The following is a 23,342-nucleotide window of genomic DNA, read 5'->3' on the forward strand; positions in this document are numbered from 1 at the left end:
AATCATGATAAATGTTCGTATGAATATAAGAAGAACAACGAACTGACAGACATAGAATACGATACGAAAACATTCATGAATTAATTCACCTAATCACTCGCCAAGTAACTCACGTGTTTTTTCTAATATTTCTTCATCCTTTAACCGAAACTTAAATTCAACCCGACGAGAAGCCTGATTGCTATAGTTACCTTCTTCATCAGTCCTTCCTTCCGTGTAAGACTTTCCGTTTACAGTTAATTTCTCTTTTAGATGATCTTGAATGTTTTTATATGGAAAATCCTCACTTAAAATATATTCTGCTACACTGAAAGCCCTTTGCTGTGAGAGCTCTAAATTGTACAAATAACCACCGATTTGGTCTGCGTGACCTTCAATAATGATCTCCGAGATGTAGTCATCGTATCCACTTTCCAACAACACATCCAAATAAGCAGGAACAAATTCATCCAAAAATACAAACGCCTCTGGCTTTAAGACAGCTGCATCAAACTCAAACAAAATATCTGTATTAAAAATCAATGCACCCGTTTTCTCATCAATCTCAATGTTTAATGAAGACTCACTAAACTCTTCATTCAAATCATTGATTAAGTCGACTCTGACTCCCATAATTTGATCAATCGTTCGTTTCATTTCCTCTATCTGAAATGATTTAATCACCATCATAATAATAAAGATCAGAATAAAACAAAGTAAGATTGCCGTTAATAAATCCGTAAACGATGGCCAAAAATGACTCTCTTCTTCTTCACGATGAAATAGGCGTTTATATTTTTTAATCATTTAAGCCAATCCTTATTCGCTCACTTTGTACATTCGTCCCTTGAGAAAAAGACTGAAGCTGGCGATTTAATTGGTGAAATTCTTGATTTAACTCACTCAACGTTTGCTGTAATAAACGAGCATTTCTTTGTTGAGTATCACCGGTAATTTCACCAATTTGTTTAAATTCTTTTTTGACCGCTTCATTCATATCAACCACATACTCATTAATGTTTTTACTTATTTTTTCCAATCGACTTCCAAGAGTCCCTTCTAAATTGGTAACATAGTTTGAAAGACTATCTTTTAATGCTGTAACATTAGACTCAAGTTGACTCTCTTTATGATCGAACGAATCAGACATTTGTGTAAGGATCCGATTAATATCATTTAATACCTGATTATTCTTCATACCAAGTTGTTCATAGGATCTTGTTATTTCGCTCACATATTTATCTAAGGATTGAGCATTTGATGAATGTGCCTGTAATTGATTAGAAAACTCAAGATTAAACTGTTTCAATTCATCAAAACGATAAGATAATAAGCTTTTATAATCTCCTTGTGCTTTATTTACAGAATCTAATGCATCAGGCAAACGAACGACAGAGTTCCCAAGTGTATGAAAATCATTTCGAAGCTCTCGTAAATATGAATTCATTTCAAATAGTTTTGAACTTACATCTTCTCCAAATATTCGTTCAAACTTCTGATTATGTTCTTTTACTAACTTGGCAAACTGATCACTCTGTGCAATTCCTTTTTCAAATGAAGAATAAATGGCTTCTTGTCTTTTGGAAATGGAAGAGAAAAAATCTCTCAAGTCCTCTACAGAATGCTGGAATTGATTCATTGTTTCTGTTTGAGAATTTGTTAAATCGGCTACTTTTTTATACGTTTCCGTAAAAGCACTCGTCATCTTTTCATTTCTCTGATCCATTTTGTAAAAATAGGAGAATAATTGGTCAAAATTCTTATTAAGTTTCTTGACCCCTTGATCAAAACCATTTGTTACTTCTTGTACGTTATTAAAAATAGTTGTAAAATCTTTAAGGTTTGCCGATAGACCTTCATTAAACTTCGCTAAATCTTTAGCGGATTGCTGCAGACCAACAGTATACTCTTGGAACCCGTGAAAAGACTCAACAATACTTTGTAAGGATTGTTCATTTGTTTCTCGTAATTGATTAATAGAAGAATTGATCGTTTCTGATACATCAATTAGACGCGTCATGCCATCTGGTTCAGTCTCCTCTAAAAAAGACTCTGTTTTTAACATAATATCGGTTAACAACATTTCTGTATTGGCCACTCGAGTAACAACTGTCATAATAAGCGATAACCCCATACCGGCAATACTTGTATAAAACGCCACATCAATGCCAGCTAATACAAGTGCCACATTTTCTACTAATTGATCCCCAGTGGCATTAATACTCCCTAAAGACATAGCAAGTCCGATAAATGTCCCTAACACACCAATTAATATAAAAAGTGAAACAGTCATTTGGATCATTTTAATGTAGGCTTACTACTGGGATATGAAACACTCGCCAACTGGAAAACTTATTTTGGACAAAGGTCTCCACTTTCACCGATTCTTTTTCATTTTTGTGTCCGAATTCCATCTGAAACCTATTTAGTGGTGAAATATCCAATGAGTTTGTATCTGTTATGAAGTTACGGATTCTTCTTAGCTTACTAAACAAAACAAAATGCATAAAAACAGCAACACTAAATGTGAGAATTAACACTAGAAAAATAGATTCAATTAATGGATTTGCTAAAATTGATTGAGCTTGCTGATCATTAATAAATAGTTTTAAAATAGCTTCAACCATCTTAAGTCCCCCTAATATATGACATCGCTTGTCCTCAATGAATTACACAATAATCATTTTATAATAGCTATTCAAAAGCTGGACAAATCATGCATAGAAACAGAATATACCTTAAGCTATTCTACAAAAACCTTTCACCACAGCAACAATTTTTACAAATACAGCCAAATAAAAAAATCCGCCCAGATTGTGTTTTTGGGCAGAACTAAAAATTTTTATTCTTTTCACTTTTCTCTAAAATTCTTCATAAACAGCCGGGTCTTGATTGTTAATTCTTCCATCAGATTGATTTAATCCGATAATTAAGCTTAGATCATCTTCATCTAGAGTAAAGTCAAAAATGGAGATATTCTCTAATTGCCTATCAGGAGATGAAGATTTAGGAATTGAAATAGCACCAAGCTGATAATGCCAACGTAGGATAACTTGCGATATGGACTTGCTATGTTTTTTGGCAATTCGTTGTAATGTATTATTTTGTAAAACATCATTTGCTCTAGCTAGTGGACTCCAAGATTGTGTTTTAATGTTATTCTCATCATGCCATTTTCTTTGCTGGGCTTGATTAAATAATGGGTGTAATTCAATTTGATTCAGGCTCGGCTTCACACCGGTTTCCCTTTCCAAACGTTCTAGGTGTTCTGGTAAAAAGTTACATACTCCAATTGACCGTATAAGTCCCTTCTTTTTTGCATCTATTAATGCTTGCCAAGCTTGTACATAATTATCTTGTAAAGGGTTTGGCCAATGAATCAGGTACAGATCATAATAATCTAAATTCGCTCGATATAATGATTCTTCTATGGTTATAACAGCTTTTTCATATTCTTGGTAACGCCCCGGCAATTTAGATGTAATTCTTAACTCATCTCTTGAAACAGAACTTCGCCTAATGGCTTCTCCTACTGTTCCTTCGTTTTCATAATTATAAGCGGAATCAATTAATCGATAACCTCTTTCATCAATAGCAAATTGGATTGCATTAGCCCCTTGATCTCCTTTTAAGTTATATGTACCTAATCCAATAACTGGTATTGATAGTCCATCATTAAGTACGGTGTCTGGAACTAAAATTCCCACAATTAATCACTCCTCTTGGTTAAGATTATAAGTCCACCCAAAATCTAAAATATGAGCTATATTAATTCATCCAACATTTACTATATCTAGTATAAAATAGATTCACTAATAAGTATAATGGTTTGTCCCAGGACACCTTTTCATTACCATAGTAGATTAAATGACCATTCTAAAGACTCATCTTATGTAGAGATCTTGCAATGAATACTATTATCTTTTCCTATTTGTTTCTCCTACTCTAGTGGATAGTAAGTCTAAAAGACCAATTATCAATAAAATAGTTCTTTCATCTTATTTTCAAAAAATAACACAATCTACTAGAAGTTTTCTGTTAAACTATAAATCGCACGTTTTAACTACCAAGTAAATAAGTACACGAACAAACTAGCTTTGCCTGCCAATGAATGACAACTCCTTAGATATGCAAAATCAAAGATTCATTTGGCTATAATTTTTAAGGAGTGTTAGCATTACATGTCAATAAATGAACCTGAACTAAGAAATACTCTACAGCTATTTGAAGAATTAATAATGGAAACACCAGATGAAAGGCAGTATGTACAAACATACAAAAAATTCATCATTCTTTTATTAAAAACACGAACTACCGCTGTTACCTTACCAATTAGCGAAATAATGACGGTAATTAAAACGAAAAAACCTGTTATCTTTTCAACTTTAAGAAGAGACTACAAAAACAATATCGCAATGAATGTGGTCACTAATATTGATGTCGAATATCGTGAAGCGTATAGGAAATTAAATGACTTAAAACGTTATTTAGACATTACTAAAAGATATTAGCTACATAAAAAGACTCATATATTTCATAGTAACAATTAGTTTCAGTCTTTTTATCTGATTGAGCAAAATAGCCTTAGTCACGTCTCCGCGCATCGAGGGCACTGAAAATTTCAGTGCCCTCACATATCCATTACTTTTTTTATGAAGTCAATAATGTGAACATAGCTACAAAAGAAATAATAGGAAATGCTGCGATTAAACTAACCCCGACAAATGTCATTGAAGTAATAGCTGCTTTAGCTTGACTTGTAACATCTCGCTCTGAAAATATTTGTTTTTGCCCCATAAAAACATTTACAACACCAGCTAAAAAAGTAATACCTAAGATCACAAGAGCTGGCAAAATATCAATTAAGTTTAACGGACTCTGTATTGACTCGATAAGGATAAACCCTAAAACAACTAACATGATCGGAATAGCTTCAATCATAACGACCTTTATAAAAAAACGGTTATTTTCTTTTTGAAGAGTTTGAGTAGTTACTTCTTCGTTATTATCTAGCTTCCTTGCAACCTCCGACATAAGTTTCTTAAATTGAAATACGATACCAATTACAGCAATCAATGTTGCGATAACAAAGACCCAAATTTGCATAAGCCTATCTCCTTCCTTAAGATCATAAAATAGAATAATAGGATGGGGTTGTTTGCCCCTCCAACACGAAAACCATTTATAACAAATCTTCCCCAGTAATAATTCACCAAATTAATCACATTTTAAAAAACTGATTCAAAAAATGTAGCGTTTTATTGAATCCAATCATAAACAGATATTTGAAATGTATGTTTATTGTTAACTTATCTAACAGGATTGTACTCAACCTACAAAATAATTGTTAGGATAAAGTTCCCCGAAAAACGTTGGAATATAGCCCAATAAAAACATATGCATCCTAAAAAGGGTTTGTTGTATAGGGTCTAACACTTCCATCTTCTAAAAAAGCCTAAGCGTATTAATATGTAAAGGCATTTTAATACGTTTATGGTTCTTTTTATTGTTTACCTTATAAATCTTTTAATTTTTTTACAAATAAGACTCGTGGTTGCTCAGGGCCATCGTACTCTAAGAAAACTGAAACTCCGTCTACTACAAAGTTACTTTCTTCTATATCAAAGCCCATTTTTGTGTGATATTCAATGGATCCCTTATTAACTGGTGAAGTAATACAGCGAATCGTATCTCTACCATGCTGTTTAGCTTTTGAAAAAAATTCGAAATATAACTGCCTTGCAATCTTCATTTTTCTATAGTTAGGATGCACTCCAACAAAATGAATGTAAGCTTCATTTTCCTTTTCTTGGGACAAAAAACCTATTAAAAACCCAATTATTTCACCTTGCTTTTCAAATACAAAGCTTGTATTTGAAAAATGAGAAAAGAATAGCCTTGGCAACTTATCAGACATTTTTCTACCAGCCCACCATTCATCAATTAATGGAATAATTACATCATAATCTGAGCTGTTTACCTTACGGACTTGCATTAGAAACCCTCCTTACAAGGACTTATTTAATTCCCTAATTGCTTTTTCTACTTCATCAATATGACTAACAGGCAAAATTTCAATCGTTAACCCTTCTGTTGACTTTACTCTTTCAGCTTCTTCAACATTTTGCTCTGGTAGAATAATCCAAGGAAAACCGTTATGTTCTGAAATTAACATTTTTTCTTTTATCATGCCTACTTCTAAAACATCTCCATTTGGTTCAATTGTTCCAGTTACCGCTAATGGGATGCTGTTCTTTACCTTCCCTTGATAACTCATTGCTGAAAGGGTTAGTGCGAGACCTGCACTATTTCCAAGCATGTTTTCTCTTTCTAAAAAACCGTTAATAAAATCAATATCCTCCTGAACATAACCCTTTACATTATCTCCCATCTGATGGAAGTCTTCGGTTTCTATGCCTAAAAGCATTGCACTTTCTCTTATTTTACTTTGATACCGATCTTTATTTGTCATTTTATACAAATCGTAAATTTCAACAGCGTCACCTTGATATGTTTCATTTATTAGGTCAACATCATCGATATAATGAATATCGATCAGTTTCACAGAAAGAATATGTATTCCTGAGTTATCTAGAAGCTCTTCTGGCTCCTCGTATCCAGTTACAACATACGTATGACTTTCATAGTCTAATAGAGGCATTTCATAATAAAAAAAGAACAATAAAAACAATATGAACATGATGCTAGAAAATCTTTTTTGTTTATTATTTCGATAAATAATTAAGTAGATTAATGCAATAACCATTATAAAGATAAGAGAACCCAAAAACAGAAAACCATTTATCATGTTGAAGTAATAAATGCTTCCTAAAATTAAATAGAACACAATCGCGATGAAAAGACTACGTATGATTAATGATATCTTGTTGCGTTCCGGTTTAATTTTAAACTGATTAATGCTCGTTTCATTTTGCATTTCATTCCTCCCTCCCTCAATAAGGATTTAGTTTCTTTCAGTATCGTTTCACTTCTTCTACAAGGGAACAAAAGTGAACTTATATCAACTCCACCATTTTAACATATTTTGTTAATTACATTTAAGTAGAAAGAGCTATTGGGTAAAACCTGTAATTCCGTTCTTAAAATCGTAAAAGATTTTCTCAAAAAATAGTAATTTTACTAGAATAAAAACAGGAACAATAAGGATAGACAGAGAATTACCTAACAATCACCCTTTTTAAAAAAGGAGGAGATAAATTAATGAAATTACACAAACAATATTTTACCCTTTATTCTACTTTTGGCCACACAAATTCAAATACTCAGGTATATATTTCAGAGATTGCCGCTACTCTTTCCTGTTCGGAACGTCACGCAAAATCACTTATTAAACAAATGCAGGGTCATGAATGGGTTGATTGGAAGGCAAGTTCAGGAAGAGGAAATGCTTCTACCTTAACCTTTTTGATAAAACCTCAAGATATACAACAACAACAAGTCCAAACATGGATGCAAGAAGGAGAAATTAACCGAGTAATAAAGTGGATCGATCATCAACCTGAGTTAGATACTTCGTTTGTTAAATGGTTGGTAGATCAGTCTCATTGGGACCGAAAAGATAATATGGACATTCTAAGATATCCACAATATCACAAAATCAACTCCTTGGTCCCTATCAATATGTCATCAAAACATGAAAAGCATCTTGGAGAACATATATACAATCGAGTCTTACACTATCATTACGCTAAACGTGAATTTGTACCTGAACTAGCTTACCATTGGGAACAACTTGAACATGGACGAATTTGGCGTATTTATTTACGTAAAGGCATTTTGTTTCATAATGGAAGTTCCGTAACTTCCCAAACAATCAAGGAGAATATAGAATTTTGGAAAGAAACAGAGATTGATCTGTGGATGAAAGAAATGATTGAGAACATCACTTTTATAGAAGCGACTTCAGCAACTGTTATTACTATTCACTTACAACAACCAAACAAGTTATTTCTACATTTATTTACCGATTTCAAAGCGATGATTATTCCAGTACACCTATACAAAAATGACCCAAAAGCTTTTCAGATGACTCCTATTGGCAGCGGAGCTTATCAAGTAACCAACCATACCAAAGGGCATCTTGTACTCGAAGCTTATTCTCATTATTTTGGCTATCGTCCCTTCTTAGATAAAGTCGAATTATTCGATATTCCTAAATCACCGATTCCACTAGGAAATCAAGAGCACTATAAAATGATCGACCTAGAAGCAACAGCAATTAGCAAATATGACTTAATCTTACCAGAATTAGGAGGAGTTTACATTGTCCTAAATCACCAAAAGGCAGGCGTCCATCGTCACACCGATTTTCGTAAAATGCTTTCATATGCGATAGAACGGGCAAAGTGCTTTAGCAATCACCCACATCAAAGTGTGACTTTTCCAGATAGTCTTTTTGAAGATGATGCAGAAAAATTAAGACAAAAATCTAATCTTGATGAAGCAAAAGAATGGTTTTTGGAGCAAGGCTTAACAGGTCATACATTAACGCTTACTTCAACACGGTTTGATCAACATACATATTTTGATTTTGAATTAGACCAACTAAAGAAAGTTTTTATGGAATTAGGAATTACACTCAAAACCAAAACTGTCGATGTACATCAACTAGTTGAACCTCATCAACTTCATAATACAGATCTTATTTTAACAGGAATTCAGCTAGATGAAGACAGACTGGTTTCAATGTATAATGTGTTATCGAATGAGACTAGTTTTATTCTAAATACATTGCCTTCAGAAGTACGAGGGTATGTACAGTCCATGTTGGCTCATGTAACCCAAAGTTTAGATACTGAAACAGCGTATACAAACTTGCGAAAAATAGAGTCGTTTCTTTTAGATAACAACTATCTTATTTTTCTCTATCAACGACAAATTCATATTCATATAGAAGCTAGTGAGAACTTAAAAGGAATTGAACTTAATCATTATAACCGGTTAAATTATCATAAACTATCGTACCAATTATAATCAAAAGCAATAACAGATTTTCCTCAACAATCTATAAGACTTTAATAGAAGAAGGTGGGACAATTATGAATTTCACTTATAATGAAGCATTACAACTCCTAGAGCGTACCCCAAAAGCATTGGAATATTTTTTGTCTGGATTATCTGATGGGTGGATTAACAGCAATGAGGGTGAGGGAACTTGGAGTGTTTCTCAAGTAATTGACCACCTCATAGAGGCTGAAAAGTATAATTGGATCCCCCGACTAGCATTTATTTTACAGGAGAAAGAAACTAAACCTTTTCCAGAATTCGATCGGTTTTCGCATTTGCATTTAAAGAATGGTTCTGAACGAACTATAGAACAAAGGATTCTTGAATTCATATCGATAAGAAACGAAAGTTTAGAAAAGTTAAAACTTCTAATAACACCTGATATACATCTCGAACTAACTGGCTTACACCCTTCATTAGGAGTTGTGAAAGTACGAGAATTGCTTTCAACTTGGGTAGTACATGATTTAACGCATTCTACACAGATTATGAGAATAATGGCTAAGCGCTACACACTGGATGTTGGACCGTGGAAAGAGTACGTAAGCATTTTAAAATAAAATTGTCATTTACTATTCATGGATGATAATCTCGTTATCAATTAGCAACCCTTAGCTTTAATGATATTCATAGAGCAGGTGCTGAAAAAAGATGGTATTCCCTTTTTCAGTACCTTATTTACAATGAGTCGAACGAAATCATAACCGCTTAAATAATGCCATTGATTTTACCATATTCTAACAACCTTAAATATGGATCGTCACTTGGCAAGTGTAAAACCTTACAAAAAGCTGGTTCGGTTTTAAACCCTTGCTTTTTTAACTCGATGATTTTTCCTTGTAAATCTGGAGACTGCTTTAAGACATAATTCTCTATCACCATATGTAAGTAGGCGTTTTGATTAAATACAGACTCATCCTGACCGAATAACTCAAATTCAAAGTTTTGATAATGGAAATTCGCTTTGATAACAGGCACATTTTTAATTGTTTTCTTGCTTAATGAAAAATGACCATACCCCCCATATAATAACCTTATTTTACGTTCAAATTCCGTGAAGTTCTTAACTTCCATAATAATGTCAAGATCAGATCCTTCTATATCAATTTCAATGGGAACCGTACCACATAATATCGGGGTAAACTCTACTAAATCACTCATAATCTTTAACTCTGATATAACAGAGAATGCTCGTTTCTGCCTTGAATTTCCCGAGTTTAAATATTCAATCGTATCAAACAATGACTAAACCTCCCAAAAACATTTTTTTGTAAATCATTTATTCATATATCAAAAAACTCCATATGATGTTTTTCAGCTTTATAATAATCTATTCGATCTTGTAACGTGCCTGTATGGAATTCAAATTTGTGGCCATCCAAATCGGTAAAATAAATTGATTTCTTATCCTTTATATCTCGCTGGCGTCCGCTTAAAATTGTAACATTTAGTTGTTTTAATTTACTAAAAATTTCATCGAACTGCTCTTCTTTAATAGAAAAAGCAACATGGGTGTATGACTCGCTAATTTCGTTTCTTGGAATATCGGGTTCTTCATTTAAGGCCAGCCATATTCCATTCAAATCAAAGTAAGCTGTGCTTTTCCCCTTTACTAGCAATTTTGCATCAAACACTTCTTGATAGAATTTGATTGACTTCTCCAAATTTGAAACGGAAAACAAAAAATGGTTTAGACCTGTAATTGACAAAAATATCCCCCCACAAGTTTACTTTCATTAAAAAGCACTTCCTTTGTTCTAGAAAGTGCCTAGATTTAAAATGTAGTTTTTTAATTAGTAAAACAAGACTATATCCTATTTATGATTACGAGGAAGAACGACATCTATGACCGCCCCGTTGTCATTGTTATACATTCTCAATTGGCCAAAGTGAACGGTTTCCACGATACGCTTACACACCATAACACCTAACCCATGCCCGTGTTTTTTTGTGGTAACAAATGGCTGCCCCATTTTATTAAGAATGTGTTTTGGAAAGCCCTCTCCATTATCTTCAAATCGAATTAAGAGATTATGTGAATCATATGGTCTTACAGTAAGATGTACTTTCCCATTGTGATCTACTGCTTCCACACAATTTTTAAATATATTAATAAAAACTTGCTTTAACTGATTGCTATCACAATAAATATTCGTATTGCCATGGTACGTTTGGGAAAATTCTATATTTTTCGGTAAAGCTAAACTTGATAAGAACACTTCTAATTCTTGAAATATCTTTTGAATGTCATAAGCTTCTTTTGAAAGAACAGTTGGTCTTGATAAATCTAAAAATTCGTTTGTAATTTGATTAATTCGTTCAATCTCTTTTATCATAATTGGTGTAAACGACTCATTGTAATTCTTCTCTTGGATTAATTGAATAAACCCCTTAAGCGTTGTTAATGGATTTTTTATTTCGTGTGCAATTCCAGCAGCCAGTTGTCCCAGTATAGACAACTTTTCTGCATCTTGAATGTAAGCTTCCGTTTTTTTATATTCGGTTATATCTTGAAGCTGAATTAATCCTCCACCTAGAAAAGGAAAATAATCGACTAAACAGACAATATTGCTCGAATGATGAATCATTACTTCATAGCTACGAATCTTTTGACCGCTTTTAAAATGATTGTATAAATGATTAAATGGTTCTATTTCGTAAATAGAGTTCGAATTTAGCTGTACTTTGGGAAGGATGGATTTAGCTTTAGGATTAACATTCATGATGGTTCCATCATTATCTATTACAATATATCCTGTTGTGGATTGTTCTAACATCATTTGGTTCATTTTGTCTAAATAGTGATTTTGCTCACGTAGGTCTAACTCACTCGCAATAGAATCAACAACCGTTTCAAGAGTCGTTAATATCATTGGATGGGCATAATCCAAAAATGTCATGACAGAAATTGTTCCAATCAATTTATGGTTTACATATAAAGGGACGCTATAACAAGCCGCTGTCTGGAGAAACGAATGGTAGTGATCAGCGCCTAATAGTTGTATTGGTTTCTCTAACTCAATAGCAGCAAGAACTGAACTTACTCCTGCTTTATTTTCCGTAAATTGAATTCCTTTTTGCATTCCAATTTGATGAACTATGGTCTGCTCTAAACTTTCGTCTCCCAAATATTCAATAAATGTCCCTAGATTGTCCGTCACTGTGACAAGTAAAGGTGTCCCTTTCGTTTTTTTAAGGAATTTTCGAATAAATAGTCTAATGACAGATAAAGTAGTATGATATTTCTCTTCTATTCTAGTTAATTCGTACTCTGTAACTCTTGTAAAAGAAGGAACTTCATTTGGGTCAAGCCCTAACTTTTTGCACCGAGCTTTTACTTCAGCAATATATTTATCCATAATATGTTCATCCTTTTGACATCAGTTGTACTTAGACAATTGGAAATATGGTACAACTACTAATTTCTAATGATAACACGATGTCATGAAAAGATGTAATGAAAAGCTTGGTAGATTATAGCTATCAAAGTCGATTAAATGAAACGTAAAAAGGACAACGAAAGCTGCCCTTTACTTTCTTATTTATTAGGCATTATAAGGAGGATCATATGTTACATACGTTCCTGCGATCAAGTCATGAATGGAACGCTTATCCTCTCTGAATCCAACCATAAAAGCACTAATTATAACTGTAATTCCTAATGTGATGGCATAGACAAATCCGCCTATAATATCCCTTAATAGCATTGTGCCAATCCCAACTTTTTCACCATCGATTCTCGCAATGCGAATTCCTAATGCTCTCTTACCTAAAGTATAACCATACCAAAAAACAGGCAAAAATAAGTAATATAATAAATTAACTGTATCAATAATAGAAAAACGATCCATATAAAATTGGCCGTAAAAAATAAGTGAAATGAAACCTAATACGATAAACAAAATAACCGAATCTAAAATCCCTGCCCCTAGTCTAACCCAAAAACCTGCTGGATTCTTAACATTCATGCAGCTCCCCCTCTCGTTTTTTCATCTTGATATATATTCTAAAATGAGTTTGTCTTATAACTAACAAATCATATCATCATCACTCCCATAAACCATCAGATTGCCTTCTTAAAAACTTACAAAGGTATTGTTCTGAATTTGTCGAATTATCATAACAGACATGTTGAAATTTAAAGCCAAAAAATGCAAAAGGGGAAATAGTATGAACCAAATTACTTATAAACTAAACACATCTATTCAGCCAAGTGAACTTTCTCATGTATTTACAGAGTCTGGTATAAGAAGACCAGCTGACGATTTACCAAGACTTAAGCGAATGATTGAAAACTCCGATATTCTTATTTCTGCTTGGATAGAGACGGAATTGGTTGGGATTGCTAGGGCCATTACTGATTATAGCTACTGTTGTTATTTATCGGATTTAGCTGTTATAAAGAAATATCAAAGCTTCGGAATCGGTAAAGAATTAGTAAGATTATTACAAGAGCAACTTAGTGAAGAGGTCGCATTAATTCTTCTTTCAGCACCTAATGCGATGGAATACTATCCTCATATTGGCTTTGAAAAGATTGATAATGGCTTTAAAGTAGCTAGAAAACGTTAATTGATTGCAGTCAATAACTCTCTAGGATACCCTCTGATATCATTGCTACTTCTATTTCTCTCCAGGAAGTACGATATAAGAACTTTTTGGCAATACTAAGATTAATTACAAGTTTAACAAGGAGAGAAACTATGCCACGTAAGACTGCACATAGTAAAGAAACCGAACAGGAAACTGATGAATTATCCGTTATCAAAAATAAATATGAAGAAGAAATTCAAAAACTTAATCAGTGGCTAGCTGCTGTTTTAAATTATTTATCTGATGATGAAATAGAGGAGATTGATATTGAATATCTTTTAAACAACACAGAAGGATTACGCGAATGGTGGGATCAATATCGAGAGAAAAACAGAAAAAAAATTGAAGATGAAATAAAGAAATCATTAGGGGAATTATCATTAGAAGAACTTGAAAACATACGCGAAAAGATCAAAGAAAAGGGATAAGATAAGTTAAATATAGCTTAGCACCACAGCCTTATTGAATTCTTACATTCAATAAGGCTGGTTGATATCCTACTTATTTTGGCCTTTTTGTTTTTAAGTCAATCAACTCGTACTACTCTTTACCATTTAGATAAGTCTTTCACCCATACGTTCATATCTTCTATCTTATCATAAATGTAACAATTCTTTCGTAATCTGCCTGTATACTCATAATTAAGCTGGTGAAAAGCTAAGTTCATTCCAAACGATAAGGACCTAGCAATAGAAAATGCACAAAATATTTGTTCCTTTCTTAATTCTCCTTCAAGCTCTATCAATAATTGCTTCATTAATCCAAACTTTCGGTGCTCGGCTAAAGTGGCACAATCAGTAAGTTCAGCGTTGTTATACGTATAATTGACATCGGCTGATGCAGCACTAACGATTTTTCCTTTGCACTCGACAAGATAAAAAATAGCTCCTGCTTTCATGACTTTTTTGACATATTCAGGTTCATGCATCGGTGTAGGATATACTTTAAAAACCGTTCGATAAAGAAGGGCAAGTTTCTCTGCATCATGTTCCATTGCCCTTCTAAACGAATAATGATTAGGAATTTCCTTCGTTTTGATTTCCCTGTCCTTCCTATAGATGTCTGTTAAAATGTTATTTTCTTTGATCCAGTCTTCACTAGTTCTCCTATCATTTGTATGATAAAAAGCCATTGTATATTGGTCTGTACCATTATTATACCCTTTGAAAATTGCCTCCAATTCAAATCCATATGCTAATAGTTGTTTCCAATGCTCCGGTTTCGCATGAAAAATTACTTTTGTGAATTCGCTTTCCTTAAACATTTGGTTTACTTCAGCTATGATAGCGTCTATGTTCCCCCTGTAATCGTCCACTCTGACTCTCTTATTAAAACGATCTAAAAATAATTCCATCGTGAATCGAGATGTTTTTAACGTTTGCTTTTCAGCTAATTTCATATCAATCCTCCTCCTTCAACGTTTCAAAGAGATTTCGTATTTATTCATTTTATATTGCAACGTTTGTCTAGGGATCTCCAACAAATTAGCCGCTTTCAGAATGTTTTGATTTGATTCTTTTAAAGCCTGCTTAATCATGATAATCTCTGTTTGCTTGACTGTTTCACGAAGAGATAGATGCATGGTCTGTGTCTTTATTTTTTTTCGCTGTTCTTGAAGGTACATTGGTAAATGTTCTATGGAAATGGTGTCTTCGTCTGCCAAGTTCATTGCGTATTCTATTGCGTGCTCTAATTCGCGAACATTCCCAGGCCAATCATAATTTTCAAGCATATGAAAGACCTGTTCGTCAATTGACACAATCAATTTGTTAAAGGCATAATTGTATTTTTTTACAAAATGCCAAGTTAACAGTTGAATGTCGTCCTTTCGTTCTCTAAGAGGAGGAATTTCAAGATAAAAGACATTTAAGCGGTAATAAAGGTCTGAACGTAATAGCTTTTTTTCAACACAAAATAATGGGTGTTCATTCATTGCAACAATCATTCTAACATCAACTAAATAAGAATCGATTCCACCAACTCTTCTAATCATGCCATCCTCAATAACACGTAACAATTTAGTCTGAAAATCGAGAGACATCGTATTAATTTCATCTAAAAATAGAGTTCCTTTATGAGCAAGTTCAAATAGACCAATTCGGTCAACCGAGCCAGTAAAACTCCCTTTTTTTGTTCCAAATAACGTACTTTCAAGTAATGAAGTCGGTAAAGAAGCACAATTTTGAGCAATAAAAGGACCTCTCCTAACTGATGCATGATGTATCGATTGAATGAGTAATTCTTTTCCAGTTCCTGTTTCCCCATATACTAAAACAGGGGAAGTCGTTTTAGCTGCTTTTTTGGCAAGTTCCTTCACTCTCATCATTTCTGGATCTTTTGTAATAATGTCATCAAATTTATATGTGCTTCCTTTGCCTCGAGTTGGTTTTGTTGTCTGATTATTTACTTTTCGTTGAAGATCCAATAATGTTTGCGAAAGCTTTTTGACTGTTGTTAAGTCTTTCGCAATTTCTACCGCTCCGATTATCTTATCCCCGACGATAATCGGTAAAGTGGTATTCACTGTATCAATAAAATGTCCTTTTATATTTGTATATGTTTGTGTTTGTTGATAGATCGGTTTGCCACTTTCGATCACTTTTAACAATGTACTTGATTGTTTATTAAGAGATGGAAACACATCTAAAATATGTTTACCAAGTACGTCCTTAATAGAAGAACCATCATTTGTTGCAGCGACTTGATTGTAATAAATCGTAATCCCTTCCGAATTAACAACATGAATAGCCTCATCGATACTTCCTAATATTGCCTCAAGCATTTGTTTTGTTTCAAAAGGCTTTAAAAACATTAATTACACCTCCACAAATCAAACGACCTAAGAAATCTATGTGGATTAAAGAATGGGGGAAAGCAATCTTGAAACCGACTCCTTGAAACGAATCTTTAGCGAACGCTGTTCATACTGTTCTAGTGTCAACTCTCTTGAATACTCCATATCCTTAAGGAATATATTTGTTAATCGAACAACCTCTTCGGATGAATACAAAAATGCATTTACCTCAAAATTTAAACGAAAGCTTCGCACATCAATATTTGCTGTCCCAACCGAACCTATTTCTCCGTCAGAAAGAATGGTTTTACAATGCAGAAAACCATTTTCATATATATAAACTTTCGCACCAATTTTTAAAAGCTCCCCTATATTTGAATACGTTGCCCAGTATACAAATGGGTGGTCTGGTTTATTTGGGATCATAATACGAACATCTAATCCAGAAAAGCAAGCAATTTTTAAGGCATCTAGAAGACTTTCATCTGGTATGAAATAAGGTGATTGAATGTAGACATATTCTTTTGCAGTCAGAATCATTTTTATATATGCTTTTTTTATTTGTTCCAATTGTGAATCAGGTCCACTAGATACAATTTGTATTCCACATTGACCGTATTTCTTTTCAAAAGACAAGCGGTAATCTTTTATTAATAATTCTTTTTTGGCTGCTTGATTCCAATCTTGAATAAAACGCGTTTGAATGTTATTTACAGCTTCACCGACAACACGTAAATGAGTATCACGCCAATATCCGAACTTCTCATTTAAACCAAGATACTCATCTCCAACATTAAACCCACCGATATAGCCTACCTCACCATCGATAATAACTAGTTTCCGGTGATTTCTGAAATTGATCGTTAAATTAATAAAAGGAATTTTTGGTGGAAAAAATGATTCCACCTCTCCACCAGCTGACTTGATCTTTTGTACAAAAGCTTTACTTAAACTGCGTGAACCTAAGTCATCATACAACAACCTTACTTTAATCCCCTCACTCGCCTTTTTTGCTAAGACATTTGCTAATCTTTTTCCAAGTTCGTCATCACGAATAATATAATATAAAATATGTATATGCTCCTTTGCTTGCTCAATATCCGTTAATAACGAATTGAACTTCTCCTCACCATCTATAAAAACGTCCAATTTATTATTTTGAGTTAAGAGTGATGCATTATGGGTCAAATTCATGATAATGAAATCTTTATATTTCTTTATTGTTTTATCTGTAAATTCTATTCTATTTTCTCGAATTAATGTTAACTGTGATGTGACCATCTTTTTTAATAGATGATAACTTTTTTCATCCCACCTGAATAATTTTGATTTACTTAAATTACGACCGAAAATGATGTATAAAAAGAAACCAGCTAACGGGAGCAAAGTCAAGACTAGCACCCACATCCAAATCGAGTTGACATTGCGACGTTCTAAGAAAATAATCATTATCGCCAATGCAATATTTAAAATGAAAATAAACGGAATAATTACTGAGATGTAATTCATAACGGCCTCCACCAGATTTTGATTTAATACGATATCAATAGGATAACACGTTTCACCATTTTGTCTATTTTTTCTAGATTTGGTATGGTAATATGATCACTTACATTGGCCAAAATCTGGTCTTATCATATTAAGTATGTTTAACTACGAGGATAGGAGGGATATTTTGGAACATTTATATTTATATATCCTCGCTGCGGGTTTTAGTTTATTTGTCCCCTTTCTGAGGTCTGCTTTTGGCCCAATTCATACTTTGATTCATGAATGTGGACATGCAATTGCATCGTTGATATTAAGTGGAAAAGTTTATTCCATTTCCTTATATCGAACAACTGAAGGTGTAGCCTTTACCGCTTCAGGATCTTGGATAAGTTCAGTTCTTGTTACTTACGCTGGTTATACATTCACATCCATAATCGCTATATTTAACTTCTACCTTATCTCGGTGGGGCAATCTATCCTTTTATTTTATATGCTTTTAGGATTGGCATTCATCAGTTTAATCCTTTGGGTTCGAAACATCTATGGAATGATCTGGCTGTTCTTGTTTATCGGAGGTTGTTTATTGTTAGTTTATTTTCAGTTACGGCCTGTGATGGAAATAGTCGTATATTTTCTTTCGTGTATTATTCTAGTTCATTCTACTTTCGCTTCATTTACTATTTTTTGTTTTAGCCTATCTAATAAACATAGTGCAGGAGATGCAGATCGGCTTCAACAACTAACCTATATACCTGCCTTCATATGGGGCTTGCTTTTCTTCTTTCAATCAATAGGTAGTACATATATCATTTTTCGCTTTATTATATAGGAGTTAGCAATACTCTGCATAATACTCATTGATTTATAATTGGTGTCTCCAAAAGGTCTTATACAGACCCTTTGAGACAGCTCCCTTATTACAGCCATGTCGTGACATCTTGATACGGTGTCTTTTTAACATTTGGTGCACTCATATTAGCATAACCGAGGTATATGAAAGCAACCATCTCACCCATTTCAGACATTCCAAAGAATTCCTTTACTCTTTTAGCGTAACAAATCTCACCAGTACGCCAGATTGCTCCCAATCCTAACCCATGAGCTGCTAGTAGCATATTTTGAACAGCACTGCTAACAGCCGCATATTCCTCTTTGACAATCACATTTTTTTTCTTACTTGGTTCAACTCCTACCGCTATAATCACCGGCGCACGAAGGGGGTTCATTTTACTTCTTGTTATTTTCTTTTGACTTTCTTCTGTTGTCGGATTCTCAAGACTTGCTTTCGTAACTTCCTCAAAAACTTCTCCTAATCTGTTGCGAGCATTTCCAGTTAACACAAAAAACCTCCAAGGCGTAGTACGATAATGATTTGGGGCGAATGTTCCTGCATGGAGAATTTTTTCAATTATTTCTTTAGGTACAGGATCCTCCTTTACAAGTCCAATCGTCCTTCTCGTGAAAATCGCCTTCATGATGTCCATAACAAGCACCCTCTCTATGGTTAAAGTTAAAATCCGGTTTAGTTCATTTTTATCGGAGGTGAATCTATTTTATTACGTTTAAAAGTTATAACATCATCTCAATGAAATACGGCTTATCAATTAGCCTTTTATTCTTTTTCCTTTACGCAAACGCTCAGTCACTTTAAAATAAATGAATAGCACTTGAATTTCATCTAGAAAAAGGAGATGAGTAGCTACGCCTTTTCATTTATTTACACGGATATTAGGAGTTCTGTGTTATGTAACTTCAATCCTTTACCTAATCGATTCATTTTATCCAAACCTGATCTTGACGTATCTATATAGCTCCTTTTCAGCTATCTTACTTATTTGCGCACTTTTTTTCTTAACAACAATAAATCGAATCATTGTCTTCATTTTGCTTACAGTTGGAACCATTTGTTTACTTATAGAAGATCGAGGTTTCACTACTGCCCTTCTTGGGTTCGGTGAAAATGTTAATTTACTTACTTTGTTTTTACTTATTCCATTAATTGGAACGTTCATGTCCACAGCTGGTTATTTGTCCGCTTTAAAAGAAAAAGTTCAAGCACGTCAAAAAAAAGCCGGACAACATCCGTATCGACTTAGTTTTATTTTAACTGCAACTATGAGTATCCTATTAAACTTTGGATCAATGGCTATCGTAAAGAGGATTGCAAATGAAAGCTTTTCAAGCTACAAAGATCAAGCACTAACATTAACGATCATGCGTGGATTTGCTACGTCGATGTTATGGTCTCCATATTTTGTTAATGTAGGTCTTGTGCTAGTCTTATTTGACGTATCTTGGTTTGATATTGGTGGCTATGGATTAATCCTTGCATGTATATATATTGTTATTTGCATCGTTATGTTTAAGAAAATATCTTTTCAAGATGATCCCATCCTAATACAAGATGAACCTACATATCTAGAAAACTCAAAAGGCACATCAATAAAAGGATTTGTTGTTTTCTGTAGTGTATTAATTATCTTATCTTTTTTATTAGATTTGTTACTACCAGTGCAAATGCTAACTGTCGTTTCAATGCTTGCAGTTGTTTTACCTATTTGTTTTGCAATTTTGACAAACATCTTCAAACCGTTTGTTCAAGACGTTTCTGACCAAGTTCAGTCGGCTTTTATAAAGTTAAAAAATGAATTAGCTGTTTTTATTAGTGCAGGTTTTCTTGGAATGGCTATGTCATTTACCGATATGGGTAGCTTTTTATCTACGATGCTGTTTTTTGCCTCGTTTGGATCTGTCTTTCTTATTAGTTTATTTTTGGTCATATTAGCTACATTACTTGCGCAAATTGGCATTCATCCTGTTATTATTGTCATTGGAATTGGTAGTGCACTGTCTCCTGATCTATTTGGAGTAAGTCCAGAATATTTAGCGTTAGTCCTTTTAGTGGCCTGGACCGTTTCTACTCAATTATCACCGTTTTCTGGTCAAGTACTTATGACTGCAAAACTAATCGATAAACCGACAAGTGTTATTGTCAAACAAAACCTGCTGTTTGTTTGTTTGATCGGGCTTACGTTAACAGCCGTACTGTATTGTTTTTATGTATTTGGATGGTTATAACTCGCGAAATTGGAAGGAATGAATTATGGAGAGTAAGATTCACAAACACCTTAAGACACAATCATTATATTGGTTAAAAGCGAAAATGACGGATTTGTGTGCGAATGAAGTTAAGCTTTTTGTCCATCGGAAACGATTTAAAGCAGATGCTTTAGGGATTAATTTGAAAAGAAAAGAAGCACGCATTATAGAAGTAAAAGCTACTCGTGCTGATTTTCTTCGCGATGACGTCTTGCATTCTGACTATGGTTATCATCAAATCGTTGATTATGCTTATCTCATGACACCGGTTGGTTTACTCTCAATCGAAGAAATCCCTAAAGGTTATGGACTACTAGAAATGGATGAATATGACAACATTACCGTTAAGAAAAAACCTGTTAGAAATCCAAAGCCATTATTAACCCTTGAAACTCTAATTAAACGTACAGGTCGAGCTGCTACTAATGCCGTGTTGTATCAGGAGTTATCTAAGGAAACAAAAGATAAAACGGACGGGGCCTTTTCACGAGGGGCAGCCATACATTTAATCAGTGCCACATGCCCAGCATGCAAAAAACGAAAAAAATATTTAATTCAAGTGAACCAAGATGAAGTACCTTGCCAAGCTCGCGGTTGTAAGAATATCATACCTCTTTCAAAGGCAAGAACTCATATCATTACTTCCTATAATAAGAACTTCTATAAACAAATAAATTCACTAATGAATGACAAAAGTAAAGGAGCAACGACCGATGAAACCTAAAGATGTCGAAGAACGAATCATTGGAAATTTCCAGCGTGATGAGCACATGATGATCCTTGTATTTGCACAGTGGTGTGTCAATCAGGATTTAAACCCGGCTACTATTTATAGGGAGGCTTATCCGAAGCAAACGACGAATCCCGCATTGCAACAAGCAATCGAACTAACGGTTCCAAAACATGAATCAGAAGAGATTGCCGATGAGACATTACTTGGTGTACTATCACTTTTTGGAAATGAAGACCTTGCTTTTGTTGTAACTAAACTAATTGAAAAACGAAAAAATAACTAATCAAAGTTGTGTTACGGGTTATCCTATAAAAGGTAAATGTAGACCTTTTTATAAGATAACCTCTTTTCAATTATTAGTCTTTATTTCCAAACTTGTTCATATAATTAATAACAGAAGTTTATGGAGGTGTGACATGATTCCAGCCATAATAATAAAAATAGCTTTAATTATTATTGTAATTAGGTCAGGTTACGTCGCGTTCAACATGCTAAACAAATCATTCGGAAGAAATACATTAGATCTATTCTACCATCTATCTATTTTTGTAATTGCCTTATCCTTTTTACTCTGATCCCAATCATAAAATGATCGATGGACAATTTTCCAAGTTCGTTTTATCTAGAATTATTAAGTCAATTCGAACTGCTAGGTCTGTTCACATAAGCTAATAATCCGATATATATCACATTCGCTACAACTGTAAAAAGTACAATCTCCATTAAATAATCCCTGCCCGTAAACAAACTACCAATAAGTAATCCATTGACAAGAAAAAAACCAATTAAAATTAGAACTTTCTCCTTACTCATTTTCATCTCTCCTATCTAAATAATCTTAGTTGATATAACTAATACAATAATTAATAAGTTTAACCGTAAGAAATTTTGTCTTATCCGTTCTTATTTGTATGTTATCACTTGACAAATAATTGCGTAGTGAGGTGCGTTCAATTGTTTATCCGAAATTGTTTAACACCAAAAAAGAACTTGTTTTACTTAATCCGGAAATGACTATTGGTGAATCATTGGACATCTTAGCGCAATCGCATTATAGCCTTCCCGTATTGTCAAAAGATGGATCGGCTTTTTTAGGCATTTTAAGCAAACGTTCAATCCTTGAATATTACGAATTGCAACCTTTGTCTACATCCTTAGAAGAACTGCATAAATCACCTATTGTTAATTGTATAGAAAAATTAGCTCCCTCCGAATACGTTGACGTACGAAAAAATCATTTTGAAGATTGCTTACCAATTATTGTTAGATATCCATTTGTACCTATTTTTGATGAAAATAAATTTATCGGAATTATCAAGCGATCGTTAGTTGAAAAAACTTTAGAGGCCTGTTTTGGTACTAACGTAAAAGGTACTCGAATTCTTTTAGGAGTGCATAATCAAGTTGGAACGTTACTAGCTGTATCCAAAATCATCACGAAATATAACGTAAATATTATTTCTGACATTGGTTTTGAAGCCGATTCAAATTATCTACGTAGATTGCTTATCAAAATCGAAGAAACCCCTAAATTAACAAAGATATTGGAAGACTTAAATAAATATGGTTTCCGCGTTCTTGATGTAGAGTGATCATATTAAGCAATATACTTCGCTTTAACACGAA

Annotated in this window: 26 protein-coding genes; 10 read left to right on the forward strand and 16 right to left on the reverse strand. The window is 33.6% G+C overall.

What is annotated here, in order from left to right; genetic code table 11:
* Positions 1 to 93: 93 nt before the first annotated feature.
* The 4 genes from LQ50_RS10915 to LQ50_RS10925 all read right to left on the reverse strand — a co-directional run bounded on the left by LQ50_RS10915 (position 94) and on the right by LQ50_RS10925 (position 3,686).
* Positions 94 to 786, reverse strand: a complete 693-nt coding sequence (locus tag LQ50_RS10915) for an OmpA family protein (RefSeq protein ID WP_034629057.1) — start codon at positions 784 to 786, stop codon at positions 94 to 96.
* Positions 779 to 2,272 carry a hypothetical protein gene (locus tag LQ50_RS10920; RefSeq protein ID WP_237563690.1) on the reverse strand — a complete coding sequence of 498 codons (1,494 nt, stop codon included), beginning with the start codon at positions 2,270 to 2,272 and terminating at the stop codon, positions 779 to 781. The genes LQ50_RS10915 and LQ50_RS10920 overlap by 8 nt, the downstream gene beginning before the upstream one ends.
* Before the next feature lie 10 nt (positions 2,273 to 2,282).
* A complete protein-coding gene (locus tag LQ50_RS26000) occupies positions 2,283 to 2,606 on the reverse strand; it encodes a hypothetical protein (protein WP_237563691.1) in 324 nt (107 codons plus the stop codon).
* Positions 2,607 to 2,840: 234 nt separating this feature from the next.
* Complete coding sequence (locus LQ50_RS10925) at positions 2,841 to 3,686, reverse strand: aldo/keto reductase (protein WP_034629060.1); 846 nt, start codon at positions 3,684 to 3,686, stop codon at positions 2,841 to 2,843.
* A gap of 474 nt (positions 3,687 to 4,160) precedes the next feature.
* On the opposite strand from LQ50_RS10925, the gene LQ50_RS10930 reads away from it, so the two are divergent.
* Positions 4,161 to 4,490 (forward strand): hypothetical protein, encoded by a 330-nt coding sequence (locus tag LQ50_RS10930; RefSeq protein WP_034629062.1) that lies wholly within the window; start codon positions 4,161 to 4,163, stop codon positions 4,488 to 4,490.
* Between the two features lie 139 nt (positions 4,491 to 4,629).
* On the opposite strand, the gene LQ50_RS10935 is transcribed toward LQ50_RS10930, so the two are convergent.
* From LQ50_RS10935 to LQ50_RS10945, 3 genes are all read right to left on the reverse strand, one after another.
* A complete protein-coding gene (locus tag LQ50_RS10935) occupies positions 4,630 to 5,085 on the reverse strand; it encodes a hypothetical protein (RefSeq protein ID WP_034629065.1) in 456 nt (151 codons plus the stop codon).
* A gap of 409 nt (positions 5,086 to 5,494) precedes the next feature.
* Positions 5,495 to 5,974, reverse strand: a complete 480-nt coding sequence (locus LQ50_RS10940) for a GNAT family N-acetyltransferase (RefSeq protein ID WP_034629067.1) — start codon at positions 5,972 to 5,974, stop codon at positions 5,495 to 5,497.
* 12 nt (positions 5,975 to 5,986) lie between these two features.
* Positions 5,987 to 6,916, reverse strand: a complete 930-nt coding sequence (locus tag LQ50_RS10945) for a S16 family serine protease (protein ID WP_052144700.1) — start codon at positions 6,914 to 6,916, stop codon at positions 5,987 to 5,989.
* 284 nt (positions 6,917 to 7,200) lie between these two features.
* On the opposite strand from LQ50_RS10945, the gene LQ50_RS10950 reads away from it, so the two are divergent.
* Both LQ50_RS10950 and LQ50_RS10955 read left to right on the forward strand, forming a co-directional pair.
* The gene (locus LQ50_RS10950) at positions 7,201 to 8,973 is read left to right on the forward strand and encodes an ABC transporter substrate-binding protein (RefSeq protein ID WP_034629069.1); all 1,773 of its coding nucleotides are present in this window, start codon (positions 7,201 to 7,203) and stop codon (positions 8,971 to 8,973) included.
* A gap of 65 nt (positions 8,974 to 9,038) precedes the next feature.
* Positions 9,039 to 9,566, forward strand: a complete 528-nt coding sequence (locus LQ50_RS10955; RefSeq protein WP_034629072.1) for a DinB family protein — start codon at positions 9,039 to 9,041, stop codon at positions 9,564 to 9,566.
* Between the two features lie 148 nt (positions 9,567 to 9,714).
* On the opposite strand, the gene LQ50_RS10960 is transcribed toward LQ50_RS10955, so the two are convergent.
* The 4 genes from LQ50_RS10960 to LQ50_RS10975 all read right to left on the reverse strand — a co-directional run bounded on the left by LQ50_RS10960 (position 9,715) and on the right by LQ50_RS10975 (position 12,974).
* A complete protein-coding gene (locus tag LQ50_RS10960; protein WP_034629074.1) occupies positions 9,715 to 10,248 on the reverse strand; it encodes a DUF4269 domain-containing protein in 534 nt (177 codons plus the stop codon).
* A 41-nt stretch (positions 10,249 to 10,289) separates the two neighbouring features.
* Positions 10,290 to 10,715 carry a FosM family fosfomycin resistance protein gene (gene fosM / locus LQ50_RS10965; RefSeq protein ID WP_034629076.1) on the reverse strand — a complete coding sequence of 142 codons (426 nt, stop codon included), beginning with the start codon at positions 10,713 to 10,715 and terminating at the stop codon, positions 10,290 to 10,292.
* A gap of 105 nt (positions 10,716 to 10,820) precedes the next feature.
* Positions 10,821 to 12,365: an ATP-binding protein gene (locus tag LQ50_RS10970; protein ID WP_034629077.1), complete on the reverse strand. Its 1,545-nt coding sequence runs from the start codon at positions 12,363 to 12,365 to the stop codon at positions 10,821 to 10,823.
* A 186-nt stretch (positions 12,366 to 12,551) separates the two neighbouring features.
* Positions 12,552 to 12,974, reverse strand: a complete 423-nt coding sequence (locus tag LQ50_RS10975; protein WP_034629079.1) for an RDD family protein — start codon at positions 12,972 to 12,974, stop codon at positions 12,552 to 12,554.
* A gap of 202 nt (positions 12,975 to 13,176) precedes the next feature.
* Between LQ50_RS10975 and LQ50_RS10980 the strand changes: the two genes are divergently transcribed.
* Positions 13,177 to 13,578 carry a GNAT family N-acetyltransferase gene (locus LQ50_RS10980; protein ID WP_034629081.1) on the forward strand — a complete coding sequence of 134 codons (402 nt, stop codon included), beginning with the start codon at positions 13,177 to 13,179 and terminating at the stop codon, positions 13,576 to 13,578.
* Positions 13,579 to 13,709: 131 nt separating this feature from the next.
* Complete coding sequence (locus LQ50_RS10985) at positions 13,710 to 14,027, forward strand: hypothetical protein (RefSeq protein WP_034629083.1); 318 nt, start codon at positions 13,710 to 13,712, stop codon at positions 14,025 to 14,027.
* A 119-nt stretch (positions 14,028 to 14,146) separates the two neighbouring features.
* On the opposite strand, the gene ablB is transcribed toward LQ50_RS10985, so the two are convergent.
* Genes ablB through cls form a run of 3 tightly spaced genes read right to left on the reverse strand, consistent with a single transcriptional unit; the run spans position 14,147 to position 17,902 of the window.
* Entirely contained in the window at positions 14,147 to 14,998 is an 852-nt protein-coding gene (gene ablB, locus LQ50_RS10990) for a putative beta-lysine N-acetyltransferase (RefSeq protein WP_034629085.1), read from the reverse strand.
* A 15-nt stretch (positions 14,999 to 15,013) separates the two neighbouring features.
* Positions 15,014 to 16,411, reverse strand: a complete 1,398-nt coding sequence (locus LQ50_RS10995; protein WP_034629087.1) for a sigma-54 interaction domain-containing protein — start codon at positions 16,409 to 16,411, stop codon at positions 15,014 to 15,016.
* A gap of 45 nt (positions 16,412 to 16,456) precedes the next feature.
* The gene (gene cls, locus LQ50_RS11000; protein WP_034629090.1) at positions 16,457 to 17,902 is read right to left on the reverse strand and encodes a cardiolipin synthase; all 1,446 of its coding nucleotides are present in this window, start codon (positions 17,900 to 17,902) and stop codon (positions 16,457 to 16,459) included.
* A 166-nt stretch (positions 17,903 to 18,068) separates the two neighbouring features.
* Here cls and LQ50_RS11005 point away from each other — a divergent pair, with 166 nt between their 5' ends.
* Entirely contained in the window at positions 18,069 to 18,713 is a 645-nt protein-coding gene (locus LQ50_RS11005; RefSeq protein ID WP_034629092.1) for a M50 family metallopeptidase, read from the forward strand.
* An 88-nt stretch (positions 18,714 to 18,801) separates the two neighbouring features.
* On the opposite strand, the gene LQ50_RS11010 is transcribed toward LQ50_RS11005, so the two are convergent.
* Complete coding sequence (locus tag LQ50_RS11010) at positions 18,802 to 19,368, reverse strand: nitroreductase family protein (protein WP_034629094.1); 567 nt, start codon at positions 19,366 to 19,368, stop codon at positions 18,802 to 18,804.
* 400 nt (positions 19,369 to 19,768) lie between these two features.
* Between LQ50_RS11010 and LQ50_RS11015 the strand changes: the two genes are divergently transcribed.
* From LQ50_RS11015 to yxiS, 3 genes are read left to right on the forward strand one after another with little or no spacing between them, the layout of a single operon-like run.
* Positions 19,769 to 20,962, forward strand: coding sequence for a hypothetical protein (locus LQ50_RS11015; protein WP_237563692.1), 1,194 nt, complete (start codon positions 19,769 to 19,771; stop codon positions 20,960 to 20,962).
* A 25-nt stretch (positions 20,963 to 20,987) separates the two neighbouring features.
* On the forward strand, positions 20,988 to 21,707 hold the full coding sequence (locus tag LQ50_RS11020; RefSeq protein WP_034629097.1) for a hypothetical protein: 720 nt from the start codon (positions 20,988 to 20,990) through the stop codon (positions 21,705 to 21,707).
* Positions 21,697 to 21,999 (forward strand): protein YxiS, encoded by a 303-nt coding sequence (gene yxiS / locus LQ50_RS11025; protein WP_034629098.1) that lies wholly within the window; start codon positions 21,697 to 21,699, stop codon positions 21,997 to 21,999. Before LQ50_RS11020 ends, yxiS begins: the two co-directional genes overlap by 11 nt.
* Before the next feature lie 353 nt (positions 22,000 to 22,352).
* On the opposite strand, the gene LQ50_RS25430 is transcribed toward yxiS, so the two are convergent.
* A complete protein-coding gene (locus LQ50_RS25430; protein WP_161784679.1) occupies positions 22,353 to 22,529 on the reverse strand; it encodes a hypothetical protein in 177 nt (58 codons plus the stop codon).
* A 131-nt stretch (positions 22,530 to 22,660) separates the two neighbouring features.
* On the opposite strand from LQ50_RS25430, the gene LQ50_RS11030 reads away from it, so the two are divergent.
* On the forward strand, positions 22,661 to 23,308 hold the full coding sequence (locus LQ50_RS11030) for a CBS domain-containing protein (RefSeq protein ID WP_152608200.1): 648 nt from the start codon (positions 22,661 to 22,663) through the stop codon (positions 23,306 to 23,308).
* Positions 23,309 to 23,342 lie beyond the last annotated feature (34 nt).

Source organism: Halalkalibacter okhensis (assembly GCF_000787375.1).
GTDB lineage: Bacteria > Bacillota > Bacilli > Bacillales > Bacillaceae_D > Halalkalibacter > Halalkalibacter okhensis.